The following is a 21,469-nucleotide window of genomic DNA, read 5'->3' on the forward strand; positions in this document are numbered from 1 at the left end:
GCCCGATCGTCACATGCCCAACGTCGTCTGGACGAATCTCAAAGGCCCCGACCACGACCGGCGCGTCCGCGCGAAGATCTACTCGTTCCTCGACAAGCTGCGTGCCGACGACACGTCGTCCGGACTTCACATCGAGAAGATGCAGGGCGCCGCCGACCCGCGGGCTCGCACCGGCCGGGTCGATCAAGGTCTTCGGGCGGTGCTCTACCGGCTGGACTCGGCTGGAGAGCGCACCTACGTCTACATCGGCACGTTCGAGCACGACAAGGGCAGCGAGTATGCGAGAACCAGGGTTCTCGACTACAACCCGGTGAACGGCATTGCCGAACTGATCACGGCCTCCGTCCCGGACGTCGCGCCTCACCTCGTCCAGTCGGCCACTGCTCCCGTTGCGCCAAGCGAGGACGTGCCGACCTCGTTTCTGGAGGGACGGGGTTACCTGCGCTCCGGCCTTGTCGACGAACTGGGATTCGACGACGTTGCCGCTGACTTGCTGTTCAGCGCCGCGGACGCCGAAGCCGTGCTCGCGATCGGTGAATCATTCGAGAACGCGTGGCAGCGGTCGGCCGCCCTCGGGCTCGCGGTCGGCGACTCCGTGGAGAAGATCCGCGAGGACCTCGCGATTACGGAATTGCCGGACGAATCGGCCGACGAATCCTCTGACGATCGCATCCTGCGTGCGCTTCAGCATCCCTCCTCAAAGATGCAGTTCACGTTCGTCGAAGATGACGACGCGTTGCGAGCGGTCATCGAGGGCGGTGACTTCGATGCCTGGCGCGTGTTCCTGCACCCTGAACAGCAGAAGTACGCCACTGGTGACTGGGGCGGACCGTTCCGACTGAGCGGCGGGGCAGGGACGGGAAAGACGGTTGTGCTCCTGCACCGCGCGAAACACCTGGCCCGGCTCGAGCCTTCCTCGTCGATCGTGCTCACGACCTATACGCGGGCACTCGCGGAGAACATGAAGCGTGATCTCGATCGTCTCGATTCCGAGATCCCGAAGTCCGACCGTCTTGGCGAGCCAGGCGTGCATGTGCGAGGGCTCGATCAGTTGGTGACCGCTGTTCGAGCCCGTGCTGGACGGACCTTCGGTGCCGCAGCCGTCGCAGTGTTCGGAGAGGTGCGCGATCGGATCATCGACACGATCGGGAACTTGGAAGGCTGGGCAACAGCCATCACCGCGGCTAAACCGGACCTTCCGGCCGAAGTCGCGACCCCGGCCTTCTTCGAAGCTGAATACCTGCAAGTCGTCCTGCCCGTGCGCATCACGATGCAGGACGAGTATCTCGAGGTGCGGCGACTCGGCAGGAGGACGGCCCTCGACGCTGCCAAGCGCGCCGAGGTGTGGCGCGTGATCGAGGCGTATCGTGAGCACTCGCGAACCGCGGGAACAATCACCTGGGCCGAACAGGCAGCGATCGCGGCCGCATGGCTTGATACCTACGGTGCGCAGGCGGGCGCGTTGGTGGATCATCTCCTCGTCGACGAGGGACAGGACCTCACCCCGGCGCACTGGCAGTTCGTTCGTGCGCTCGTGCGCGTTGCTCGGAACGACCTCTTCGTGGCTGAGGATACGCACCAGCGCATCTATGGGCCGTCCATAGTGCTCGCTCGGTACGGCATTCGAATCGTCGGACGCTCTCGAAGGATGACGCTCAACTACCGCACCACTGCGGAGAACCTGCGTTATGCCGTGAGCGTACTCGATGGCGGGGAGTACATCGACGGCGAGAGCGTCGAGGAGGGATCGGCCGGCTACCGGTCTGCGCGCCGCGGGCCCAGGCCGGAGACGTTCGAGGCGCAGACGAGCGCTGAGCATCTCGAGTTCGTCGCACGGCGGATCGACTCTTGGGTCGAAGCGGGTGTCGACCCGGCGACCATCGCCGTCCTCACGCGCACCAACGAGCTCACCACATTTGTGCGGGACGGGCTCGCTGCGCACGGCGTCGCAGTCAACGTCATCAAGTCCGCTCAGCGTGGGGGAGACCGTCCCGTCGCCCTGACGATGCACACCTCGAAGGGGATGGAGTTCAGCCGGGTCATCCTGTTCGACATCTCCGAGGGGGCGGTGCCGCTCGGTGGGTCAGCCGTGCTTGGCGACGACGAGCGGGAGGACGCGCTGCTTCGCGAGCGGTCGCTGTTGTACGTGGCGGCCTCACGGGCACGCGACGTGTTGGTCGTTACGTGGTGCGGGCGACCCTCACATCTCCTTGCCGTTAGCGAGACCGGTTCATGAACGACGATCATGTACTCCGCGCGATCGAGACCGCGATCGACAGGGTCGGGGTAGTGCGTTTCTTCTGGAGATGCTCGTGCGGCCGACGAAGTCCGGGCGCCTCCAGTGCAAAGATCGCACGTTTGGGTTTCGAATCCCATCGGCGAGCGATCGGCGCGAACTGGGCGGACTACCGTTCACGCCGGGATCAGGAATCCTGAGCAGAAGGCAGGGAACCGTCTGCCGGCGAAGCTGTCCGCCGACGGAACGAACCAATTCACCTGGTCCCAAGCCCGTCGCCGCATGAATCTCAAGCGGACGTCCCATGTACGAGGCTCCAAGTCCACTGGCGGCCTGAATTGCAATGCACGCAGGCACTTTCTGTGGAACGTCTGGCGAGTTAAGCATTTAAGTTCTACTCTTGACCCATGCGCGGAGGCTTGGAGCGCTGGAAGAGGGGTGTCGGATCGCAAGGGGTTCGACAAGCAATCGCGTACGCTTTCGAGGGGTCGTGCGACTCTCACCTCCGCACGGCGGCCGGCGTCGAGGCGCTTGCCACCTACGGTGCTGCCGACCCCGCCTGGGTCACTCGATTCACCGTCGAAGCCGGCGTCATCACCCCCGACACCCTCGATGGGCAGCAACTTCGGCGCTGGGTTGACGGCCGCGATCCGGCGACGGATGAGCGTCGAGGCCGAGACCTCACCTCGCCCGACGCCGACCTGATCCTCGACGGCACGATCAACGCTCCGAAGTCATACAGCATCGCGGCGATGATCGAGCCCGACCTCGCTCGAGAGTTCGAAGCCCTGCAAGATCGGTTGCGCGATCGCATCATCAAGACCTGGCTGAGCGAGCTCAACGCACGCCGCGGTGCTGGCGGCAGCATCCGCGAATCTCTACATCGCGTCGAGGTGGTCGAGCTGCAGCATCGGCGATCGCGGGCGCTCGACCCGCACATCCATCGGCACCTGTGGCTGAACGTCAAGGTGCTGGGGGCGGACGGAAAATGGTCGAACGTCGACTCCCGCGTCGCGATGAAGATGCAGACGGTCATTAACGCCGAGGGCGAGCTTGCGGCGCGGACGGATCCACAGTGGGTCAGCGCGCTCGCGCGGCACGGATTCACGCTCAACGTCGATGGCGAGATCGCGGAGCTCACGCACGCGGTGCGCCCGCTCTCGCGCCGGTCGACTCAGATCGAGGCCAACCGGGCGGTGCTTCTCGCTGCGTGGCGCGGCGATCATCCGGGACTCGAGCCGAGCCCGGACGAGCTGCACCGCATCGACAGGCTGGCATGGGCGAAGGCGCGTCCGAACAAGCCCGGCGACATCGATGAAGCGACGTGGGAGCGGCTCATCGCCGACGAACTGGTCGCGATCGACGACACGATTATGCATGTGCGCGACGAGGTCGCGCTGAGGTCCACATCGGTTGACGATCTGGACCTGGGACTGCTTGCCGCTGAGGCAGTGGTCGAGGCCGATGCCCGGTCGGCCAGTTGCGGCGGGCGCTTCAGCCTGTTCGACATCCGGGCCGGCGCGACGCGGGCGGTCTCAGCATCCGGAGTCGCTACTGCACGCGAGGATCTGCAAGCGGTCATCGACGACGTCATCGATCGTGCGCTCGAACAGACGGTCGACCTGCTCGAAGGGGAGGCGGAGCGCCCCGCCCACATCAAGGGTTACATGGCCTCAGTCACCGCTGCGGCCAAGGTCGACCTGGCCGCCCGCTTCGACGCGCTCACCCAAGCTGGCGTCCGCGTCGAAGACGAGGAGATCGCGGATGCCGCATCCGCAGTCCTGACCGCTGGCATTGAGCTTGAGGATCGCCAGGTTGAAGCGGTGGGAGCGATCGCTGGTACGGATCGTCTGGTGTCAGTGACTGGGCCGGCGGGCGCGGGGAAGACGACGATGCTGCGCGTGGCGAAAGCGGCGCTAGCGCGCCAGGGACGCCGCATGGTGGTGGTCGCACCCACCAAGAAGGCTGCATCGGTGGCCGCACGCGAGATCGGTACATCGGCCTCGAGCCTGCACGCGCTTCTCGGTGATCACGGGTTCCGATGGGGGCGCGACGCCGCCGGTGCCGAGGTCTGGACGCGGCTGGCTGTCGGCGAGATCGACCCCACAAGCGGGATCGCCTACGCGGGTCCGCACCGATATCCGCTTGTCGCGGGGGATCGGATCGTGGTCGACGAAGCCGGAATGGTCGACCTCCACACGGCCAACGCTCTCGCCACGATTGCGGCCGAGTCCGGCGCCGGCATCGCGATGGTCGGCGATCACCTCCAAGCTCGCCCGGTCGGGCACTCCGGCGCGATGGCGACGATGACTCGTCGCGCGACCGCCGTTGTCGAGTTGACCGCTGTGCACCGCTTCAGTGATCCGGGTTACGCGGCGCTCACGCTTCGCATGCGGGAACCGGCATCCAAGGATGCGGCGCTCGAAGTCGCGACAGAACTCGCCCATCGCGATCAGGTGCACCGCGTGTCGGATCACGTGCAGGCGCGCGACGTGATGGTGGAGTCATACTTCCGCTGGGCTGCCGGGCTCCGGCGGGTCGCGCTGGTGACGAGCACCAACGAAGAGGCGGATGCGATCAACGAAGCGATCCAGCAGCGTAGGGTCGACCGCGGAGAGCTCACGCTGACACGGATCGCTGTCGGGCGAGGCGAGCAGCGGCTACTTGAGGGCGACACCGTTCAGACAAGGAAGAACGATCGCGCGACGGGTGTCGAGAACCGTGCGCTGTGGGTTGTGCGGCGGATCAGCGCTGACGGGGTTGAACTGGCGAGCGTGAACGACTCCGTTGACGTTCGCGTAGTCAGCCGCGACTACGCCGCTGATCATGTCCATCTCGCGTACGCGTCAACCGTGCACGGCATCCAGGGAGAGACAACGGATGCCTCGATCGTCGGCCCCGGAGTGGATGCTGCTGGTCTCTACGTCGGGATGACCAGAGGTCGAACGCACAACGAGGCAATCGCGGTCGCGCGAACGGATGCGGCGGCAACGCAGCAGATCGCGGAGAGCATGATGCGCGGCGTCCCGGAGGTCAGCATCGACGACTCGGTCCGCGCGGCGAGGAGCGAACTCGGTCGCGCGGCCCGGCCAGCCGCGCCAGACGTCGGCGACGACCTGCGTCAATTGAACAAGTGGATGCACGCGACGAGGCGAACGCTCCTTAGGCTCGACAGTCAGATCGCGGGCAACGACGCAAGCGCCCACGGCCGCCATGCTGACGGCTCGGCCGAGAGGAATCTCGTTGAGGCACGAGATGCACTTCGTGATTGGTACGAGTCTGCCTCGCGACGGCATGAGGATTTGCTCCGGCGTCACCGTGGCCTAGACGGCGACGCGGTTTCCCGCGCATACTTCGAGGACACCGCCGCTCCGAGCGCCTCACCCAACGCGAGTCGTGCTTCGCTGCGGGGGTTGTGAACCCAGCCCGCAAGGCCGAATTCACAATCGGAGCGAGTGGCAAGATGATCCGTATCTGATCCTCGAGCAGCGGTGCAGTTCGGTAGACGCGGAGCCTCCAGGGTTTCTGGCAGAGTTGACGTCGCACCTTGAGACCCGGCGTATCGACTGCGTGGCAAGTCATCTCGGTGAGGTCGGGCCGAGTTCGAGTCTGTCCTGAGCGACGATGGTCGAGGCCTCTTGGCGAACGCGATGAATCTGGGGAGATTCGATGACGAGCGAAACGGAGCGCCCGCTCCACTACATCCAACTCAAGAGTCGCCGCCGGCAGGAGCAGGACAGTCGCTCATGACCACCAGTGCGCAACCCGAGTATCACAAGATGCCGCGCGAGCTTCGCGGTGCACCCCTGGACGCTGTTCGCCGCCTGGCACTGCGTGACAGACAAGACCGCGAGGCGAAAGATGCTAACGAGTGGTACTGGGTCCTGCGCTTCAATCACACTCTTTACCGGACGGTCCACTGGAGCGTATTCCTCGGCTCCGAATGGCGTTACCCAGCAGACCTTACTCGTGACGAGATTGAGAAGCTATCGCGCGACGACCTGGCAGTTCTCGCGCTGAGCGAGAGCGCGGCAGGACGCAGAGTTGCTGCGCAGAATGCGGCGACGCCGCCATCGTCTCTGGCAATGCTCGCAAGAGATCGCGAACAGGCCGTCTACAGAGCAGCAGGCCACAACTCCTCGACACCCGCCGAGGCGATCGCGGACATGCGCAACCGAAACCGCGCCGACGACGTTAGCTCGCACAGACTTCGATTCCTCTGGGCGGAGCTCCCCACGTATGAGCGCATCGACCAGAAGAGTGCGATCGACGTCGCCCGCGGCTACCACGGAGACGAGCTTCGAGTTGCGCTGGCACGTCGCGGTTACGACGACGGAGGGGCGCTGACTGAGCTCGCGGGGTCGTACTCCCTCCCGGCCGAAGCGGCTTCGCTGCTCGTGGACCACCCGTCGGACTCCGTCCGGGCCGCACTCGCCAGGAACGAGGCACCCAGCGTGACCGCCTCGATGCTCGACAGCTTGTCCGACGACCGATCCAGGGACATCCAGCTTGCGGTCATCGAGAATCCCAACACCCCGGAGGCAGCCCTCAAACGGATGATCAAGGATTGGAAGTTGAGGTCGGCTGTTATCGCGCGCGGAAATCTGAGCACTCAGCTACTGATCGAACTTGAGAAGGACGATTCGACGCGACGGGACGTAATCGATCGCCTCGACAACAATCCGATGGGCTGGGGAAGGAGCCAGTACGGTACGCCACCGGACGACTTCGTTGAGCTCCTACGCACATGGGCACACTCTCCCAACCAGCACACGCGCATCGCTGTCTCCCGAAACGCCGCGACACCCCTGGAGGTACTCGAGGAGCTTTGTGGCGATGAGACACTCGCCGAGCATGTCGCGAGCGGGTTCGGGACAATTCTTGCGAACAACCATTGGTCGGATGGCTACCAATTGGGCAAGGTCGGCTGGTACAAGCGGTACCTCAGCGACACGGACCTGGCGTTCATGGCCGCTTCCCCAAGTCCGATATTGCGCGGAGCGCGAGCCGGGCGTCACGGAGATAACCCGACGGTACTGGATCAGCTCGCACAGGATTCGGAGCCGTCTGTCCGCGCGGCGGTGGCCAGGAGCGAATGGGTCGGATTCCCACAGCTTGTGGTACTCGCCGACGACGATGACGAGAGCGTTCAGTCGGCGGCTGCGCAATCCATTCGAGATCTACTGCGCAAGGATCAGGAGCCGGACGAGGAGTGGTCCGGAGAGTGGCTTCGCGATCAGACGAACTTCGCCGCCTACTTTCCGACAGGGCACGATGGGCGGGTTGACATGTCGTTGATGCGGCGCGTGTTCCTCGCGGGTGAGCCGAGCTGGATGTGCTCTTCTGCCAAACTCGACCGTCTAGCTCACTCAAAGAGCGCTGTCGTCCGGGCGGCTGTCGCAGCGTTCCAAGACAGTTACGAACCTCGCGGCATACTCAGTTACTCCCTTAGTGCGGACACCATGTTCGGGTTGCTTTCCGATCCAGATGAGACCGTTCGTATCGCCGCCTATGGCAACGCTGGGAGTTCTGCGGTTGCTGTCGCGCGCCGTGAGGACATCCCAGAGCAGGCGGTTCTTGAGTACGCACGCTCCTCCAGTGACGCAGTGCGCTCGGCGATCGCCTCGAACAGCGCTGCGCCCGCCCCCGTGCTCGCGAACCTCGCGCGCGACCGCTCGGCCGAAGTTCGTGTGGCCGTTGCGATGAACCGGGCCACACCACCGGCAGCGCTTGTGGCGCTTACGCGAGATGACGACGAGGACGTCCTGCTAGGCCTCCTCAGCAACCCCAATACGCCGACAAGATTCGTTGAAGAGCAAGCTGATCGCACCGGCGACTATGGCGAATGGGAGCGGCATCGCAGGATCGCTGCCAATTCGAGTTCGCCGACCGATGTACTCCGCAGGCTTGCATACAGCAAGCGAGCAGATGTCCGACAACTCATCGCCCAGCACCCGGCTGTGCCGGCAGACACGCTGGAGATTCTGGCCTTCGATGAGGTTGCGCAGGTGCGTGACGCCGCGTCGCGACCGGACGACTCGGCGAATGGCCGAACTGAATGAGCGACTACTGGGTGACAATCGGCCTCGCCGCCCTTATCGGGGTCGCCATCGGTGCGATCGTCAGCGTCTGGACCGTCACCCGGAACATCAAGCACAAGTCCGTCATTGAAGAGCGCCAGAAGTGGCGAGACGCGCTGCGGGAGCTTATTCCGCGTCTCGTAGACGCCGCTGGTCAGGACGACCGCGACAGGGTGCGCAACTCGATCATCCTGCGACTCAATCCGCATCAAGACCAGCCGGCGACGCTCGTCGTCGACCATTATGTGGAGAATCCATCTCGTCAGACTGGTTCGCTCGTAGTTGCCCACTTTCAGGATCTGCTGAAGCGAGATTGGGAGCGCGCCAAGATCGAAGCGAGCTTCTTTCCTTTCTGGGCGACGTCAAGAGCTGATCTTCGAGTTCGTCGCCAGGTTGCCGCCTCGCGTCGGCGAACACCACAGTCAGGCGATGTGACATAGGAAAGGAAGTGCGGCGCAGGAGTACGATGACTCCCACGCCGCTCTCCTGTTGCGATGGGTCAGCGGACAACTCCGGCGCCGGTGGAAGAGACCGGCTCGGCTACTGGCCCCGTGGCGGATCGATCCGCAGCGGGGCCGCTAGCTTTTGGGGCGCGGTCGACCTGGACGGTCGCGAACTTCAGCGACGCGCCGATGTTGTCGGCGACGATGTCGCGGGTCTCGCGGGTGTTGCCGGTCTCCTTGTCGGTGTAGGTGCCGAATCGAAGGTCGCCGGCGACGATCACGCTGTCGCCCTTGCGGAGCGATGTGGCGACGTGACGGGACTGCTGATTGAACACCACGACGCGGTGGAACACCGTGCCTACGTCCTCCCAGCGGTTCGTCGTCTCGTTGAGACGGCGGTCGTTGACGGCGACGGTGAAGCGGGCGTACTCGTTACCCGACTCGCTGGCGCCGTGCTCGGGGTCACCGGTGAGGTTGCCCTCGATGGTGACAGGGATTCTCGTGGTCATCCTTCTTCCTTCCGTTCGGAGACGCCGCGGCGCCTCACCCGGCGTGAGCCTGATTGGCCCACGCGTCCCATTCCTGATCGTCGACCGCGTTCGTCCACGAGCGGGGCTTGTACGGGCTGTGACCACGTGAGCATCCGCCGGCGTACGCGTTCCTGAGACGAGGCATCGCCAGGCTGAGGCGTTCATGCCACCCGATCGGTCCGAATCCGGCGTCAGAAGAATCGAACGCGACGCCGTGCGCGATGTGCAGCGCCGAGAGTTCCTCGACGAGGTCACCGTGCTTGAACCAGCACACCGGCACGATCGATTCCGAGATCTGGTATCGCACGGTGAACCACTCCACCCACTCGCGCAACGAATCCCATGCCGCACGAGCGTCAGAATCGGGCAACGTCCGCCAGTTGATGATGCGGGCGCCGATCGGCTCCGATGGGCCCGACCGGATGTCGGGATGGAAGTCACTCATCTCCTGAGCCATCAGGTCATCGAGGTCTGGCGGGTCGTCGTAGTCGGTCATGACGCAGTCCCGTTGAGCGCCTGGAGTTTGCGGCGGAGCGCATTCAGAGCGATCTCGGATGCTGCGCGACGGGTGCGATGGCGCGACAGCACCGCGTCGCGATCGATGAGTCGGTGCAGCAATTCGTGGCAGTAGGGATGCATCGGCACGAGGTCTGCGTGACGCTCGCGTGCGACCCAGTGGCCGTCCTCGGTCTGGTACACGCCTGCATAGTCGAGATGATGCAGTTCGAGTGCCCGCCTGCTCGCCGGTCGATCGCAGCCGGCGCAGGTGAGGGGATGCGTAGTCAGGGACTGCGCCGCGAACCACTCGTCGCGACGCGCGAACCACGCGCGTGAGCGAAGGAAGGCCGACCGGTAAGCCTTCGCGTGCAGAGGCTTTCGTCGGTTCGTCATTCTTCGCTCACCGCCTCGGCGCGCTCGGTGAAGGGCGGCGGAGCGATCGTCGCGCGACGAGCCTCCTCGAACGTCGTCTGCTGCTCCCGCTCGGTCTCGCGCTTGCCGGTCTGGATCGCGCGGGCGTCGCGGCGCTCGTCCCACCCGGCGAGGTCGAGAAGCACGCTGCGCCGGTTGCGATAGGCGAGGAGACCTGCGCTGGGCGGGAGCCGGCGGATCTCGTCGACCGACATCAGCGGGCGACGCTCATGGTGCTCGCTGGTCGAGTATCCGGCATCCCGAGTCGACCACGAGCGCTGCTCACGTCGCGTTTCACGCATACCGAGGAGCGACTCGACGTCGCGCAGGTGGTCGACGTGGCTCGCGCCGCCGAGGAGTACCTTCGCGGTCGCAGCGGCCCAGATTGTGTCCGCCTCAGCACGAGACCACGACGTCTCAGCCTGGGACAACGCCTGCAGCACGATGAAGGTGCAGATCCCGCGGCCGCCGCCGTCTGCCATGATTCGCGGCAGGCTGCCCCAGCGGAACATGTTCGCGATCTCGTCGAGGATGAGCCCGAGCGGGTGGGCGAGGCGTGCACCCGGCGAGGCGAGTGCCCGGTTGCGGGCAACCTCAACGATGTCGTCGAGTACCGCGCCGAGCCATCCACCCATCGCTGATGCGCCCGCCGACGAGCCGATCAAGTACAGCGTGTTGGCGGAATCCAGGAACGCGCCGGGTACCAGCTCGAGGTCGCCGGGCCGAGGTGAGAGCGCGTCACGGATCTGTGGAACGGCGAGCGGTGCGACCGCACCGCTGACTCCGAACCAGATCGACGACACGAGCTTCTCGTCCCCGGCGATTGTCGCACCTAGGCTGTCGCCCCAGCCGGGTGCGCCGTCGGCCTTGAGGATGTTGACTGCGTCGCGGGTCTGCGCCGGGCTCGTTCCCCAGTCGTAGAGCTCGGCGATCGACTTGCCGCCCACGGCGGCCGCGTGGAGAAGTCGACCCAGTACGACGCCCGCTGCCTGTGCCCACTCGCCGTTTGTGCTTGAGGCGCCGAGCGCGGTGCCGGTGATGATCGCGTTGCCGCGCTGCATCGCGACCATCGGGTCTTCGCAGCCTGCGATTGGGGAGATACGAAGTGGCTGCCTCGCGCCCGACAACCTCTGAGGATCGAACACGTGAACATCGCCGCGCGTCTGCCGCATCCGCATCGTCGCAGTGAGATTGTCGTTCGTCGTCGAGGTGGTGATGAGTGGTCCAGACCAGTCGACGATTGCGGAGATCAGTACCCTGTACCCCTTGCCGGAGCGGGGTGGACCTTCGAGCGCGACGGAGTCTTCGATCGAGACGTACACGTCCTGCCCGCGCGACTTCCCGACGCGCCATCCCACGTCGGTCGGGGTCGGCTTGGTGAGGTCGGGGCGAAGATGCTTCGCTCGGCGGAGGACGGCCTTTGCGGAGAGATGATCGCGGACTTCGGTCGACGTGGCGAACCCGGGGCGAGCTCGCAGATCGGCGAGGAATCCGCGGTCGGATTCGCGGTACCTCCGCAGGGCAACGAGCCCCCACGCCACGAGCGCGCCGACAACGACGATCACCGCGATGTCTACGACACGGATCCAGACGACCGGCATCACGCATCCCGCAGGCGACGAGTACTCCGACGGGTCGCCGGTGATCGCGAGAGCGAGTCCCGCGAAGAGGTGCTCCGGCGTCGGGCGGGCGCCGCACACCAGTTGCGTGAGCGCTTCCGCCAGGAAGCCGAATGCAAGCGAGAGGACCACTGCCACCGCGACGAGGACGGCGATGGCCTTTCCGAGCATGCCCTGATTCATCGCACTCACAACCCCTCGGCTGTCGCCGCCGCTGCTGCGAACCACGCATCGCAAGTGCGTCGTCGGAGGGAGTCGAAGCGCAGCTGGCCCGCTTTGAGTGCAGGATCGAACGGGATGACGTGAACCGCTCGGACGTGGCCGGCGAAGCCATCCGCGATCCGGCGAGCCTCGGCCGGCGCGGGCTCGGACTGCGTGACGATCACAACCGCCCGCTGTGCGAGGACGCTCGACCGCTCGTCGCGTCCACGCAACGCGTCAAGCAGCAGCGCGGCCGATTCAGCCGACTCCGGTGTCGCAAGCGTCGGGATGACGAGTTGGTACGAGTTGTCGACCATGCGGAGCCAGCGCTCGGCCGATTCGTCGTTGCCGGAGTCGAAGATGACGAGCCGGTAGAACCGGGCGGCGACCTGCATCAGAAGGTCGAACTCCGCTGCCGCGATCCGCTGATCGGTGGCGAGCAACTCCGGGTTCGAGCGCAGCACGTCATACCGATCTGTGGCTTGGTGGTGCACGAACCGCGTGATGTCGGAGACCCCCGCCCCGAGCGTCAACAGACGAGATGCCTCGGGCAGCAGGTCGCGGAGTGTGGTGTCGTACACCCCTTGCTCGGTGCGCCAACCGAGCGTGCCTCGAGTGTCGTTGTTGTCCCACGCGAGCACGTTCCCGCCGCCCTCGCGCGCGTAGACGGCGGAGAGCATCGCGGTGGTCATCGTCTTGCCGACACCACCCTTGCCGTTCGCGATAGCGATGGTGCGGCATCCCGCCCACTGCCTTGAGACGACGGATGCCCACTCGGCGCGGTGACGATCCGCGGCCGACGGTCGAACCGTGATTCCGATGCGTCGTGCCACGCCGCGCCAGCCCGTCGATGCCGTGGGTGCGGTCGTCGGCATCTCGAGGAACGACGGACGAGCGGGCGGCTCCGCAGCCTGTGCGGTCGGGGTCTCCGTTGCAGCCGGCTGCGGAGCCTGTTCGCTCACCTCCTCTCGATACGTCTGGGTGCGCCCGCTGGGTCGGTCGGGCGGGTTGGATGCCGGCGCCGGCGGCTCGAGGGGCGTCACCTGCCCGTCGGGTGCGACGAGGAGTCGGTGCTTGCCGTGGTCGCCCGAGGTGATCAGTTCGAGCGGGGCACCTGAGCGGCGAGCCTCGCTGGTCGCGCGTCGGACGATCGCGTGGCGAACGTCGTCGTCGGTTTCGGCCTGGATCTCTTCGCCGTAGCCGTCGTGCGTGATGAACGTGATGTGTCGCCCAGTCACGTCGGCGTATGCGCGAGGGTGGCTGATGATGGTGCTCATGCTCACTGCTCCTCGGTGTTCTCGCGGGGGTTGGCGGTGAGCCATCCCTCTATTCCGGTGTCGGTGTCTCGTGCGTCCGGCCACAGGGCGTCGAGCGTCGTGGCGTCAATGACTGGGAGTTCGGCGTCATCGCGGTCAGCGGCGGTAACGGCGTCGTCGGTGGCGAAGAGTCGGTACTCCCACTCGGTCGACGTGGCGAAGCAGTCGACGAGGTAGGCGTACTGGCCGACGTAGGCGACAAACTCGCCCTTGCGCAGGTGTCGAGCCATCTCGACATGCGGCGCCGGCAGATTGAGGCGTGTTCGAAGCGCCGCTTGCTCCTGGTGGTTCACACGGAAGATGAACTTGTTCTCGATGTCTCCGACGATCGAGTACGCGAGCGACCGCTCGAGCGAGCCCTCATCGCCCACGGCGTCGAGGTCGCCCATCTTGTGCAGGATGACGATGTTGCTGATGCCGTAGTGGCGCGAGAGCTTGAGCCATTGCTGGAACATCTGCAATGACGACAGCGAGGTCATGTCGCGCCAACCCTCTTCGCGCACCACGTAGCGTGTGCGCTGAGCTGCGCGGTCGGAGATCACGGCTTGGATCCAGGCGGTGGAGCACACCTGGGTGAGTTGCGCCGCGAGGTCGCCGCGGGCGAAGAGCTCGGAGGTGTCGGTGACCACGATCGGAGCGGCCTGGTCGAACTCGACCGTCGACTCGTCCTCGAAGAGACCCGCAAGGTCTCCTTCGACGAAGCGGCGCAAAACGAATCGCGGCTGGATCGCGCCGTCGGCGGCGTGGAAGTCAGCGCTCGTGTCCCTCGCGATCGACCCGAGTTCCTCGTACACGCCCCGGAGCGTTGGACGATCGGCGGTGCGATCGATGCAGCGGTCGAGCGCGTCGAGAAGCGCGGCGTGTTCGACCGCGGACAGACGCGAGCCCAACGTCATCTCGATGAGAGAGATGAGCGTGTTGATCCGGCGCTGTTTGACCATTTGCTCGTGCTGCTCGTCCGTCGCGTCGGTACGGCGCGGTCCGCGGTCGAGCGGGTTGAGCCTGGTGCCGGTGCCACCGCCGAGGCGGATCACGCGACCACCCGGAATGGCTTCGGCGACGGCGACCCACTCGCCCTTCGGATCGGACGGAACGACGACCTGGTGCCCGAACGCGATGGACCGAGTGACGAGGGTCTTCACTGTCGCGGACTTGCCGCCTCGGTATGCACCGAGCACGAGGATGTTCGTCGAGAACGTGCCGCGCTCGGACTCGTCGACGTAGGTCTCCCAGGGCGAAAAGTGCCAGAGTGCGTCGGCGTTGAGGTCGACCCCGAGGATCGGCCCGCGGTGGCCGAGTCCAGAGTCGGCTACAAACGGGTAGATCCCTGCGATGTGCTGAGAGGTCGCTTGATGCGCGGGGATCCAGGCCCTTGCGAGGTTCCAGTACCCGCCGTTGATGAGGCCGGGACCGAACGGACCGGGGACACCGGCCTCAGGCAGGCCGCGGTCGCGACGCGACGTGCGCGCCGGCATCTGGTCCTGGCGGGCTCGGCTAATCTCCCGCTGCAGGTCGCGCCTCTCACGCCGCGTGAGTTCGACGGGAGTGAAGGATGCCGCGTGCCGCACCATCACTTCATCCCCATCCCGATCGGCAGCGCGTTGACCATCAGCGCCTCGGCCTGCTGGCAGTAAAGGATCTGCGCCTCCATGCCTGCGCGGGAGAGCGCGTTGCGCATGCCGGCGATCGCCTGGTCGAGGCGTTCCTCATCAGGTGCGGTGACCGTGAGATAAGCGCCGTACTGGAACTCGCCGTGGCCTCGAGCGATCTCCTGCTCGCGCTGTTCGAGAGCACGCCAGTCTGCAGCATCCGCCGCCGACCCGTCTGCACCCCGCTTCGCGCGGAGGGACTCGTTGCCGCGCCACACCTTCTTTTCGTCGCGGATGCGCTTCAGCGCCTTCGACACGGGCACCGGAGTCAAGACGATCGAGAAGATATGGGTGATCGCTTCACCGGTATGCGGATGCCGCGCGAACACGACCGGCGACAGGAAGCCGACGGGGGAGTCTGAGCGCGGCCACTCGTGGATCCACATCGTCGTGTGCATGCCAGAGTCGGTCATGACGATGCCATTGCGGCCCTTCGGCTCCTCGAGGTACATCGGACCGATCGCAGCCGGATCAACACCCGCAACCTTCTCGGGCCGGTTCTGAACGATCGGTGCGAACTCGGGGTCGAACGACAGTCGACCCAGGGCGGCGACGTCGCGCGGCGAAAGCCAGCGGCGCACCGTGATCTTCGCGGACGTCAGGGCATCGGCCAGGTTGCCAGCCTCGATTTGCGCGAGAGTGACGATCGCTTCCTTGCCGCCACCGAGTGCCTTGAGTTGTGAACCGAGCGAGACCAGGTCGAGCGTGAGCACGATGTAGTTGCGGTGCGCCACCTCGAAACGCTCGGAGCGATCCATGACGTCTTGGTAGTTTTGCGCGACAGGGGAATCGGGGTTGAGCTTGCGAAGGCGTTGCACCTTCTCGTAGTGCTCGCGGGCCGCGCGGATCGTCGTGGGCAGTGTGCGCTCCTGCAGGGTGATCCGCTTGACGCCTGGTCGCTGCGTGAAGGGCCCCAGTACCCGGTCGAATTGCTCGGCGAGATCGAAACGCTCGGGCAGATCCTGCATGAGGAATCCCTGTACTTCGAGTTCGGCGATCACCGACACCGAACGATCGCGCGGGTTGTATGTCGCTGCGACGTTGTTGACGTCCCAGAGTTGAATCGACGCGCGAGTGCCCGGAAGGTTGAGGGTTCCGGTCATCCGTGGCCGCTCAGGGCGGAACTTCTCCGTCGTCGCGCCCGTCGCGTGGCGGAGTTGCTTCATGAACCACAGCCCCGCCATCCGCGGGGCGGAGACGCCTTGGATGCTAGTGAGGGCAGTGACACCGAACGCCAAGTAGATCGGTGCGCCGTAGAGCAGACCGGGCGGCCCGAAGCGGTTCACGAAGATGAGCAGGACGAGAGCGGCCGCGGTGACGAACGCGAGTTGCCACGGGTCCATGCCCATGACGACGCCTTGCCGCGACCGGCGCGGCAGACGCACGGGGCGCGCGTACTCGGGAGTGCTGGTCATGACGAACTCCGATCAGGCTTGGGGGTCTGGGGAGGCTGTGGTGATCGAGGCGATGAGGTAGAGGTCGGGGGAGTCGGGGTCTCCGCTGCGCGCTGTGGTGTCGTAGTTGACGTCGTGCGCGTCTGAGACAGCGTCGATGCGCCGCGCGGAGTGGTGGGCGTCGACCGGGTTGTCGCGGGCTTCGGTGACGGAGCGGTCGATCCCGGTCGACTACCCGCAGGGCGGATGCCCGAGGGGAGCGCGCCGAGGCGGGTCGGTATCCGCGCGGCGGAGCGAGCTGCGCCCGCGGCCATTCGTCCGCCGTGGGAGCCGAGGCGTGATCCAACCCCGTCAGCAGCGACAGCGCCCGCGAAACTGAACAGGCCGAAAAGTGCGAACGGAGCGAAAGCGACGAGGACGAGGCCGATGATCAGTGGCCACGACTGCGGATTCCAGATGGTCTTCACCGATGCGAGGCCGTTGATGATCAGCGTGACGAATCCGATCGTCAGCGGCCCGGTGAGAAGCAGCACCACGACAGCCGACGCGTAGCGCACGACCCACTGCGGCCCGATCCCGCGCACAGGGAACAGCATCCATGCCACCGGCCCGACCATAATCAGCGCCGCGAGCACGATGTTGCGGAACGCGAACACGAGCATGAGGAGCAGCATCCCGAGCATGAGCATGAAGTGGATGAGGAACGCGAAGAAGTAGTTCGCCTGACCGCCCGCCCACATGACCGACTGGAGTGTGGAGTAGAGGGCATCGCGGCCGTCGCCGGTGAGGATGTACCAGGTCATGTCGTCGACGGCGTTGAGGAGATGACCGGTGAGCCACAGGGTGATCGGCACGGCGGGGATCGCGATGAACGAGCGAACGAGGGCGCCGACGAGCTCTTCGCGGTCGCCCGAGACGACGGCGGCGGCGATCGCCCAGACCATTGCACCGAAGGTGATGATGAGGATCGCCCATTGCCAGAACGACCATTGATCGAGCGCGGCGCTCCACAGGAGGGTGGACGTGTCGAAGCGCATGTTGTCGGCGACGGAGAACATCATCCCGGTCGCAGCGAGGGCCATGCCGCGGCCGGCATTCTCGAACGTCACGCAGACGGCATCGCCGATGCTGCAGCCGTATTTCACCTCAAGCGCGCGGCCACCGTCAGCTTGAATCGCCCGCGCATGCCCCTCGAAGGTGGTGCAGACCGTGTTCTTCTCTCCTGCGATGTTGACGCCGATGAAGCACTGCTGCGCGGTGACGCTGTTCGGGTCCATTGGCGTGCACGTGACCTGGTCGACTGCGCCCTGGCAATCGACGGGGTAGGCGGGTGCCGACCATGGTTCGCCGCTGACAGCAGCCATCGGCATCGGGGCTGCGGCATCCGTCACCGTCGCGTGCGCGGCGGTTCCTGAACCGAGCGCGAGCGCGATCCCGACGGCGAAGCCGAGGCGGAGAACTCGGACGAGGTTCATCAGAATCCGAAGTCGAAGTTCACGAACCAGGCGAAGAGACCGGATGCCGCGCCCAGCACCGCGGCAGCGATGAAGATCCAGAGGATGTTCTCACCCGCCCACGTGCGGACCCGATCGGATGCCAAACCGCGGAACGCGAGAGCGGCTCCCGCGATGATCAACATGATCAGAACGACGAGCATCGCTCCCGCCAGAATGTAGGACGCGATGACCTGGAAGCCCTGAAAGAACGGGGCCGAGAAGTCCGGCTGAATATCGGGAATATCGACATCCATCGGTGCGGCGTAGGTGTTCATGATCGTTCTCCTTCGCGGTGACTACTTCAGTGGCAGGCCGAGTGCGGCCATGAAGGGCTCGGGAGGTATCGGGTTACCTGATCTGCGGACTTCGAAATGGAGGTGGCAGCCGAAGGACTTGCCAGTGTTGCCTTCGGCGCCGATGGGTGTGCCGGCGGTGATGTCGTCGCCGACGGAGACGCGGAGCGATTCCCACTGCATGTGGCCGTACAGCGTGACCACGTCGTCGCCGTGATCGATCCGGACGGTGTTGCCGTAGCCCTGATACGAGCCGGCGGTGATGACGCGCCCTGGGCCGGCGGCGAAGACCCTGGCCCCGCATCCCTGCGCCATGTCATAGCCCTGGTGATTCACCGAGCAGTAGCCGCATCCGACGACCGGGTTGTGGCCGAAGCCACGACCCTTGGAATAGCCGCCCGCGAGCGGGTAACTCCAGTCGCCGATGACAGCCGGCGCGGCATCCGTCTTCGTCTCGGTTGTGCTCGCGGCCGCGCCCATGATCGCGAAGGGCACCGCAATGAGCGGGGTGACAAGGAACCCCGCAATGAGAAGGACGCCGACGAGTGCCCCTGTCAGGATCTTCCGACCAGTCCTCGTGTTGAGGGCTGCTGCGGCGATCACCGGGGCTCCCATGTCAGGGCTCCAAGGGCTCCGTGAAGTAGCGAACCACCTTGCAGTCGCCTGCATGCTGGTCTGAATTGGCCGTCGGCACGGATGCCGCGCCGCAGAGCACCTGCACGCTCACGCGCACCTGCTCGTCGTACGACGTCTCGCCACCGGAGCTGTCCGAGCGAGTGAAAGTGAGGGTCACGTCGGACGTGCCGATCGACATGTCACCTGACACATCGTCGGGCACCGGGACGTACGCGACCTCGCCCGTCGGTACTGCCGAGACGCGGCCATCCTCGCCAGCGAGTGAGTCCCACTCCTCCTGTGGCAGCACGACGCCCGTCCGGAGTTCGACCTGCGAATCCTCCATCGAGGACAGCTGATCTGCTTCCGATGTGTAACGCGTGTCGGGTGTGAACCAGCTGTCGAGGTAACCGAGCCATTCCTCGCGGGTGCTGAGGGTGGTGTCGAAGGTAGAGGCTGCGGCCAGGGCAGCGGCGATGTAGGTATCGGCATCCGTGGTGATCGGCTCGGGTGTCCAGCCACGGTCAGCAGCCGACGGATCCACGGACGTACCGGCGGGCTTGCTGGACTCTGTCGGCATAGGTGTGCTCGACGAGGTTGGCCCGCTTGTCGGAGTGGGATCTGGTTGCGCGAGGATGGCGCTCACGATGATCGCGACAATTCCGGCGATAAGGACAAGTCCGCCGATGATCGCCCACGCGACACCGCGTCGTCCTGAACTGTCGCTCATCATCATCGGTCAGCCCTCCTGATCCTTCAGGACAGCCACCGTGCACGGACGATTCTGCTCGCGCGACGGTCGCCGTGACCGCATCCTAGACACGCGATGCGCTCGCGGAAAAGGAATCGACGCAAGGTTGTGGATAACTCTGGTGCCGCTGTCTCCTGTGGAGGAGTGGACCGATGCTTCCCCGGGGACCGCGTAGTTTATTAGCTGGATCAGGATGTTGTCTGTCGACCGAACGGGGGACACTGTCGAAGGCACATTTGCTGTGCGCAGTCCAAGAAGTACCCGACGGATTGACATGCCCACACGGTATACGAGTGTGGAGGGAAAGTAAACAACTAAATTGGATGCTTTGCTGGACTTCCCGGCGGCCACTGCGACACAATGGCGACATGCCACGTCTCGCGCAACCAGCGGGCTCTGAAGATGCTCACGACCCGATCGCGCTATTGGGCAATCTCGTCAAAGCGGCGATCCTCCGCTATCTGCGTTCTAACCCTGATGTGACGGTTGGGCCGATCTGCGACGCGCTGGATCTGGGGCCGACGACGATACAGCCCCGGCTCAATGAGCTCGAGGCGGCCGGCCTCGTGATCGCTGACCCGCCCAGCGTTGCGGGGGAGTCCCGAAAGGGCGTCTGGGTCAAATACAGCGTGAACAACGAGGCCGTGACCGACCTCTACCTGCGTCTCGGGATGGCGATCGGCGAGTTCTGAGCCGTCGAGTGTCGGTGGCCGGCGGTATGCCTGGGGTTAGCCCTGGGAGGTGGTCGCGGTGGAGATCTTGACCTGGGTGCTGGTTGCTGGCCTTGTCCTCGTTGCGATTGCTGCCGTCTGGTTGAAACGGCGCGCTCGCCGCGCCTACGTGATCGATCATGTTCGAGTAGAGATGCACCCTGCCTGCGTCGTGGAAGACCGCGTTGTTGAGCAGGTGTGGCGATCCGCTCTCTCGATGACGAATCAGTCACGTCGGCCGCGCGCTGTCCCGACCTTCGCCGAGCGGTCTACCGTGCGCGCCGGTCGACGTGAGTATCTCGCGAGCGTCTACTTCGATGCAGACGACCTCGAGATCAACCCGCGCGCGGTTGCGCTGGCATGGATCGAGTACGTGCTGCCGATGGATGCGGTACCCGGTCGGGCTCGCCTTGCGCTCCTAGGAGCATATCGACGGCCTAAGTCGTTGGCCTTTGCGGCTCCTCGAGAGAACGACGTGAGGCGGTCTGTGGTCGGGCGCGGGAAGGCGGGTCCCGAACTTCGAGCAACATGACCTGTGCAGCGACTCGGGTGGGACCTATGTCGGCACTCATCACTACGTGCCCCCGGAGGGATTCGAACCCCCGACCCGCTCCTTAGGACGGAGTGGCTCTTCCACTGAGCTACGGAGGCCAGCGTCTTCATCTTACCTGTGGGTGTTTGCCTGGATGAATGCCGCTAGCGTCGCCCGCGAGATGTACTTGCCGGATCCCACTTGGGTGTGCTCGATGACCCCATCTTTCATCAGCGCATGCAACGTCCCGTAGGAGATGCCAAGTTCGCTCGCCGCGTCTTTCAGCTTGAGCAGCATCGGCCCCGACGCCGACAGTTGGCGCTGATCGGTGGTACCCGGCTCAGGCTGCAATTCGACCACCTGGACGTCGGTGGCCTTCGTCTCCCACCGACCGGCGAATGCCCATGAGGTGGTCAACTCGTCCTTTACCTTCTTCGCCGCGGATTCTTCATCGGCGGCTCGAATCCACAACTCGGCCACTTCGACCTTCGTCACCACCACCTTGAACCGCATGGTCCCTCCTGCGAACGAAGGCCCCGGGGTTGCCCCCAGGGCCCGAGCAGCTCCGTCCTTTGAGCATCGTACGCCCCAAATGCGCCAGTGCGCGGCCTCCCTTGGCGTCTCTCTCGACCTGAGGGATGCCAGGCCATTTGGTTGGGCCCCGGGGCGGGGGGTAAATCCGATGCGCGCCAGAG

At 65.2% G+C, this 21,469-nt stretch carries 18 protein-coding genes and 1 tRNA gene; 6 read left to right on the plus strand and 13 right to left on the minus strand.

Features of this window, described 5'->3' with window-relative positions:
* The first annotated feature begins 13 nt into the window (after positions 1-13).
* From ACFQ7C_RS15035 to ACFQ7C_RS15050, 4 genes are all read left to right on the plus strand, one after another.
* Entirely contained in the window at positions 14-2,236 is a 2,223-nt protein-coding gene (locus tag ACFQ7C_RS15035) for a 3'-5' exonuclease (RefSeq protein ID WP_378902742.1), read from the plus strand.
* Between the two features lie 407 nt (positions 2,237-2,643).
* The gene (mobF, locus tag ACFQ7C_RS15040; protein WP_378902744.1) at positions 2,644-5,655 is read left to right on the plus strand and encodes a MobF family relaxase; all 3,012 of its coding nucleotides are present in this window, start codon (positions 2,644-2,646) and stop codon (positions 5,653-5,655) included.
* A gap of 327 nt (positions 5,656-5,982) precedes the next feature.
* Positions 5,983-8,298, plus strand: coding sequence for a hypothetical protein (locus tag ACFQ7C_RS15045; RefSeq protein ID WP_378902747.1), 2,316 nt, complete (start codon positions 5,983-5,985; stop codon positions 8,296-8,298).
* A complete protein-coding gene (locus ACFQ7C_RS15050; protein ID WP_378902750.1) occupies positions 8,295-8,756 on the plus strand; it encodes a hypothetical protein in 462 nt (153 codons plus the stop codon). The genes ACFQ7C_RS15045 and ACFQ7C_RS15050 overlap by 4 nt, the downstream gene beginning before the upstream one ends.
* Before the next feature lie 59 nt (positions 8,757-8,815).
* Here the strand turns inward: ACFQ7C_RS15050 and ACFQ7C_RS15055 are convergent, their stop codons facing one another.
* From ACFQ7C_RS15055 to ACFQ7C_RS15105, 11 genes are all read right to left on the minus strand, one after another.
* Entirely contained in the window at positions 8,816-9,268 is a 453-nt protein-coding gene (locus tag ACFQ7C_RS15055; protein ID WP_378902753.1) for a single-stranded DNA-binding protein, read from the minus strand.
* 34 nt (positions 9,269-9,302) lie between these two features.
* Complete coding sequence (locus tag ACFQ7C_RS15060) at positions 9,303-9,785, minus strand: hypothetical protein (protein WP_378902756.1); 483 nt, start codon at positions 9,783-9,785, stop codon at positions 9,303-9,305.
* Positions 9,782-9,988, minus strand: coding sequence for a hypothetical protein (locus tag ACFQ7C_RS15065; protein ID WP_378902759.1), 207 nt, complete (start codon positions 9,986-9,988; stop codon positions 9,782-9,784). The genes ACFQ7C_RS15060 and ACFQ7C_RS15065 overlap by 4 nt, the downstream gene beginning before the upstream one ends.
* A gap of 188 nt (positions 9,989-10,176) precedes the next feature.
* Positions 10,177-11,988, minus strand: a complete 1,812-nt coding sequence (locus ACFQ7C_RS15070; protein ID WP_378902762.1) for a type IV secretory system conjugative DNA transfer family protein — start codon at positions 11,986-11,988, stop codon at positions 10,177-10,179.
* Positions 11,989-12,005: 17 nt separating this feature from the next.
* On the minus strand, positions 12,006-13,295 hold the full coding sequence (locus tag ACFQ7C_RS15075; RefSeq protein ID WP_378902764.1) for an AAA family ATPase: 1,290 nt from the start codon (positions 13,293-13,295) through the stop codon (positions 12,006-12,008).
* Between the two features lie 2 nt (positions 13,296-13,297).
* The gene (locus ACFQ7C_RS15080; protein WP_378902766.1) at positions 13,298-14,905 is read right to left on the minus strand and encodes a hypothetical protein; all 1,608 of its coding nucleotides are present in this window, start codon (positions 14,903-14,905) and stop codon (positions 13,298-13,300) included.
* On the minus strand, positions 14,905-16,398 hold the full coding sequence (locus tag ACFQ7C_RS15085) for an SCO6880 family protein (RefSeq protein WP_378902769.1): 1,494 nt from the start codon (positions 16,396-16,398) through the stop codon (positions 14,905-14,907). Before ACFQ7C_RS15085 ends, ACFQ7C_RS15080 begins: the two co-directional genes overlap by 1 nt.
* Positions 16,395-17,852 (minus strand): hypothetical protein, encoded by a 1,458-nt coding sequence (locus ACFQ7C_RS15090; protein WP_378902771.1) that lies wholly within the window; start codon positions 17,850-17,852, stop codon positions 16,395-16,397. The genes ACFQ7C_RS15085 and ACFQ7C_RS15090 overlap by 4 nt, the downstream gene beginning before the upstream one ends.
* Positions 17,852-18,148: a hypothetical protein gene (locus ACFQ7C_RS15095; protein WP_378902774.1), complete on the minus strand. Its 297-nt coding sequence runs from the start codon at positions 18,146-18,148 to the stop codon at positions 17,852-17,854. Before ACFQ7C_RS15095 ends, ACFQ7C_RS15090 begins: the two co-directional genes overlap by 1 nt.
* Positions 18,149-18,169: 21 nt before the next feature.
* Positions 18,170-18,769 carry a M23 family metallopeptidase gene (locus ACFQ7C_RS15100; protein ID WP_378902777.1) on the minus strand — a complete coding sequence of 200 codons (600 nt, stop codon included), beginning with the start codon at positions 18,767-18,769 and terminating at the stop codon, positions 18,170-18,172.
* 13 nt (positions 18,770-18,782) lie between these two features.
* Positions 18,783-19,517 carry a hypothetical protein gene (locus tag ACFQ7C_RS15105; RefSeq protein WP_378902780.1) on the minus strand — a complete coding sequence of 245 codons (735 nt, stop codon included), beginning with the start codon at positions 19,515-19,517 and terminating at the stop codon, positions 18,783-18,785.
* Between the two features lie 383 nt (positions 19,518-19,900).
* Here ACFQ7C_RS15105 and ACFQ7C_RS15110 point away from each other — a divergent pair, with 383 nt between their 5' ends.
* Together ACFQ7C_RS15110 and ACFQ7C_RS15115 are read left to right on the plus strand one after the other, a co-directional pair.
* The gene (locus tag ACFQ7C_RS15110; protein WP_349426561.1) at positions 19,901-20,224 is read left to right on the plus strand and encodes a helix-turn-helix transcriptional regulator; all 324 of its coding nucleotides are present in this window, start codon (positions 19,901-19,903) and stop codon (positions 20,222-20,224) included.
* Between the two features lie 58 nt (positions 20,225-20,282).
* Positions 20,283-20,774 carry a hypothetical protein gene (locus tag ACFQ7C_RS15115; protein WP_378902783.1) on the plus strand — a complete coding sequence of 164 codons (492 nt, stop codon included), beginning with the start codon at positions 20,283-20,285 and terminating at the stop codon, positions 20,772-20,774.
* Positions 20,775-20,821: 47 nt separating this feature from the next.
* On the opposite strand, the gene ACFQ7C_RS15120 is transcribed toward ACFQ7C_RS15115, so the two are convergent.
* Both ACFQ7C_RS15120 and ACFQ7C_RS15125 read right to left on the minus strand, forming a co-directional pair.
* A tRNA-Arg gene (locus ACFQ7C_RS15120) sits at positions 20,822-20,893 on the minus strand.
* 13 nt (positions 20,894-20,906) lie between these two features.
* Positions 20,907-21,287, minus strand: coding sequence for a helix-turn-helix domain-containing protein (locus tag ACFQ7C_RS15125; protein ID WP_378902785.1), 381 nt, complete (start codon positions 21,285-21,287; stop codon positions 20,907-20,909).
* Positions 21,288-21,469 lie beyond the last annotated feature (182 nt).

Origin of the sequence: Microbacterium sp. NPDC056569 (genome assembly GCF_042793475.1) — a bacterium.
In the GTDB taxonomy this organism is placed as follows: Bacteria; Actinomycetota; Actinomycetes; order Actinomycetales; family Microbacteriaceae; genus Microbacterium.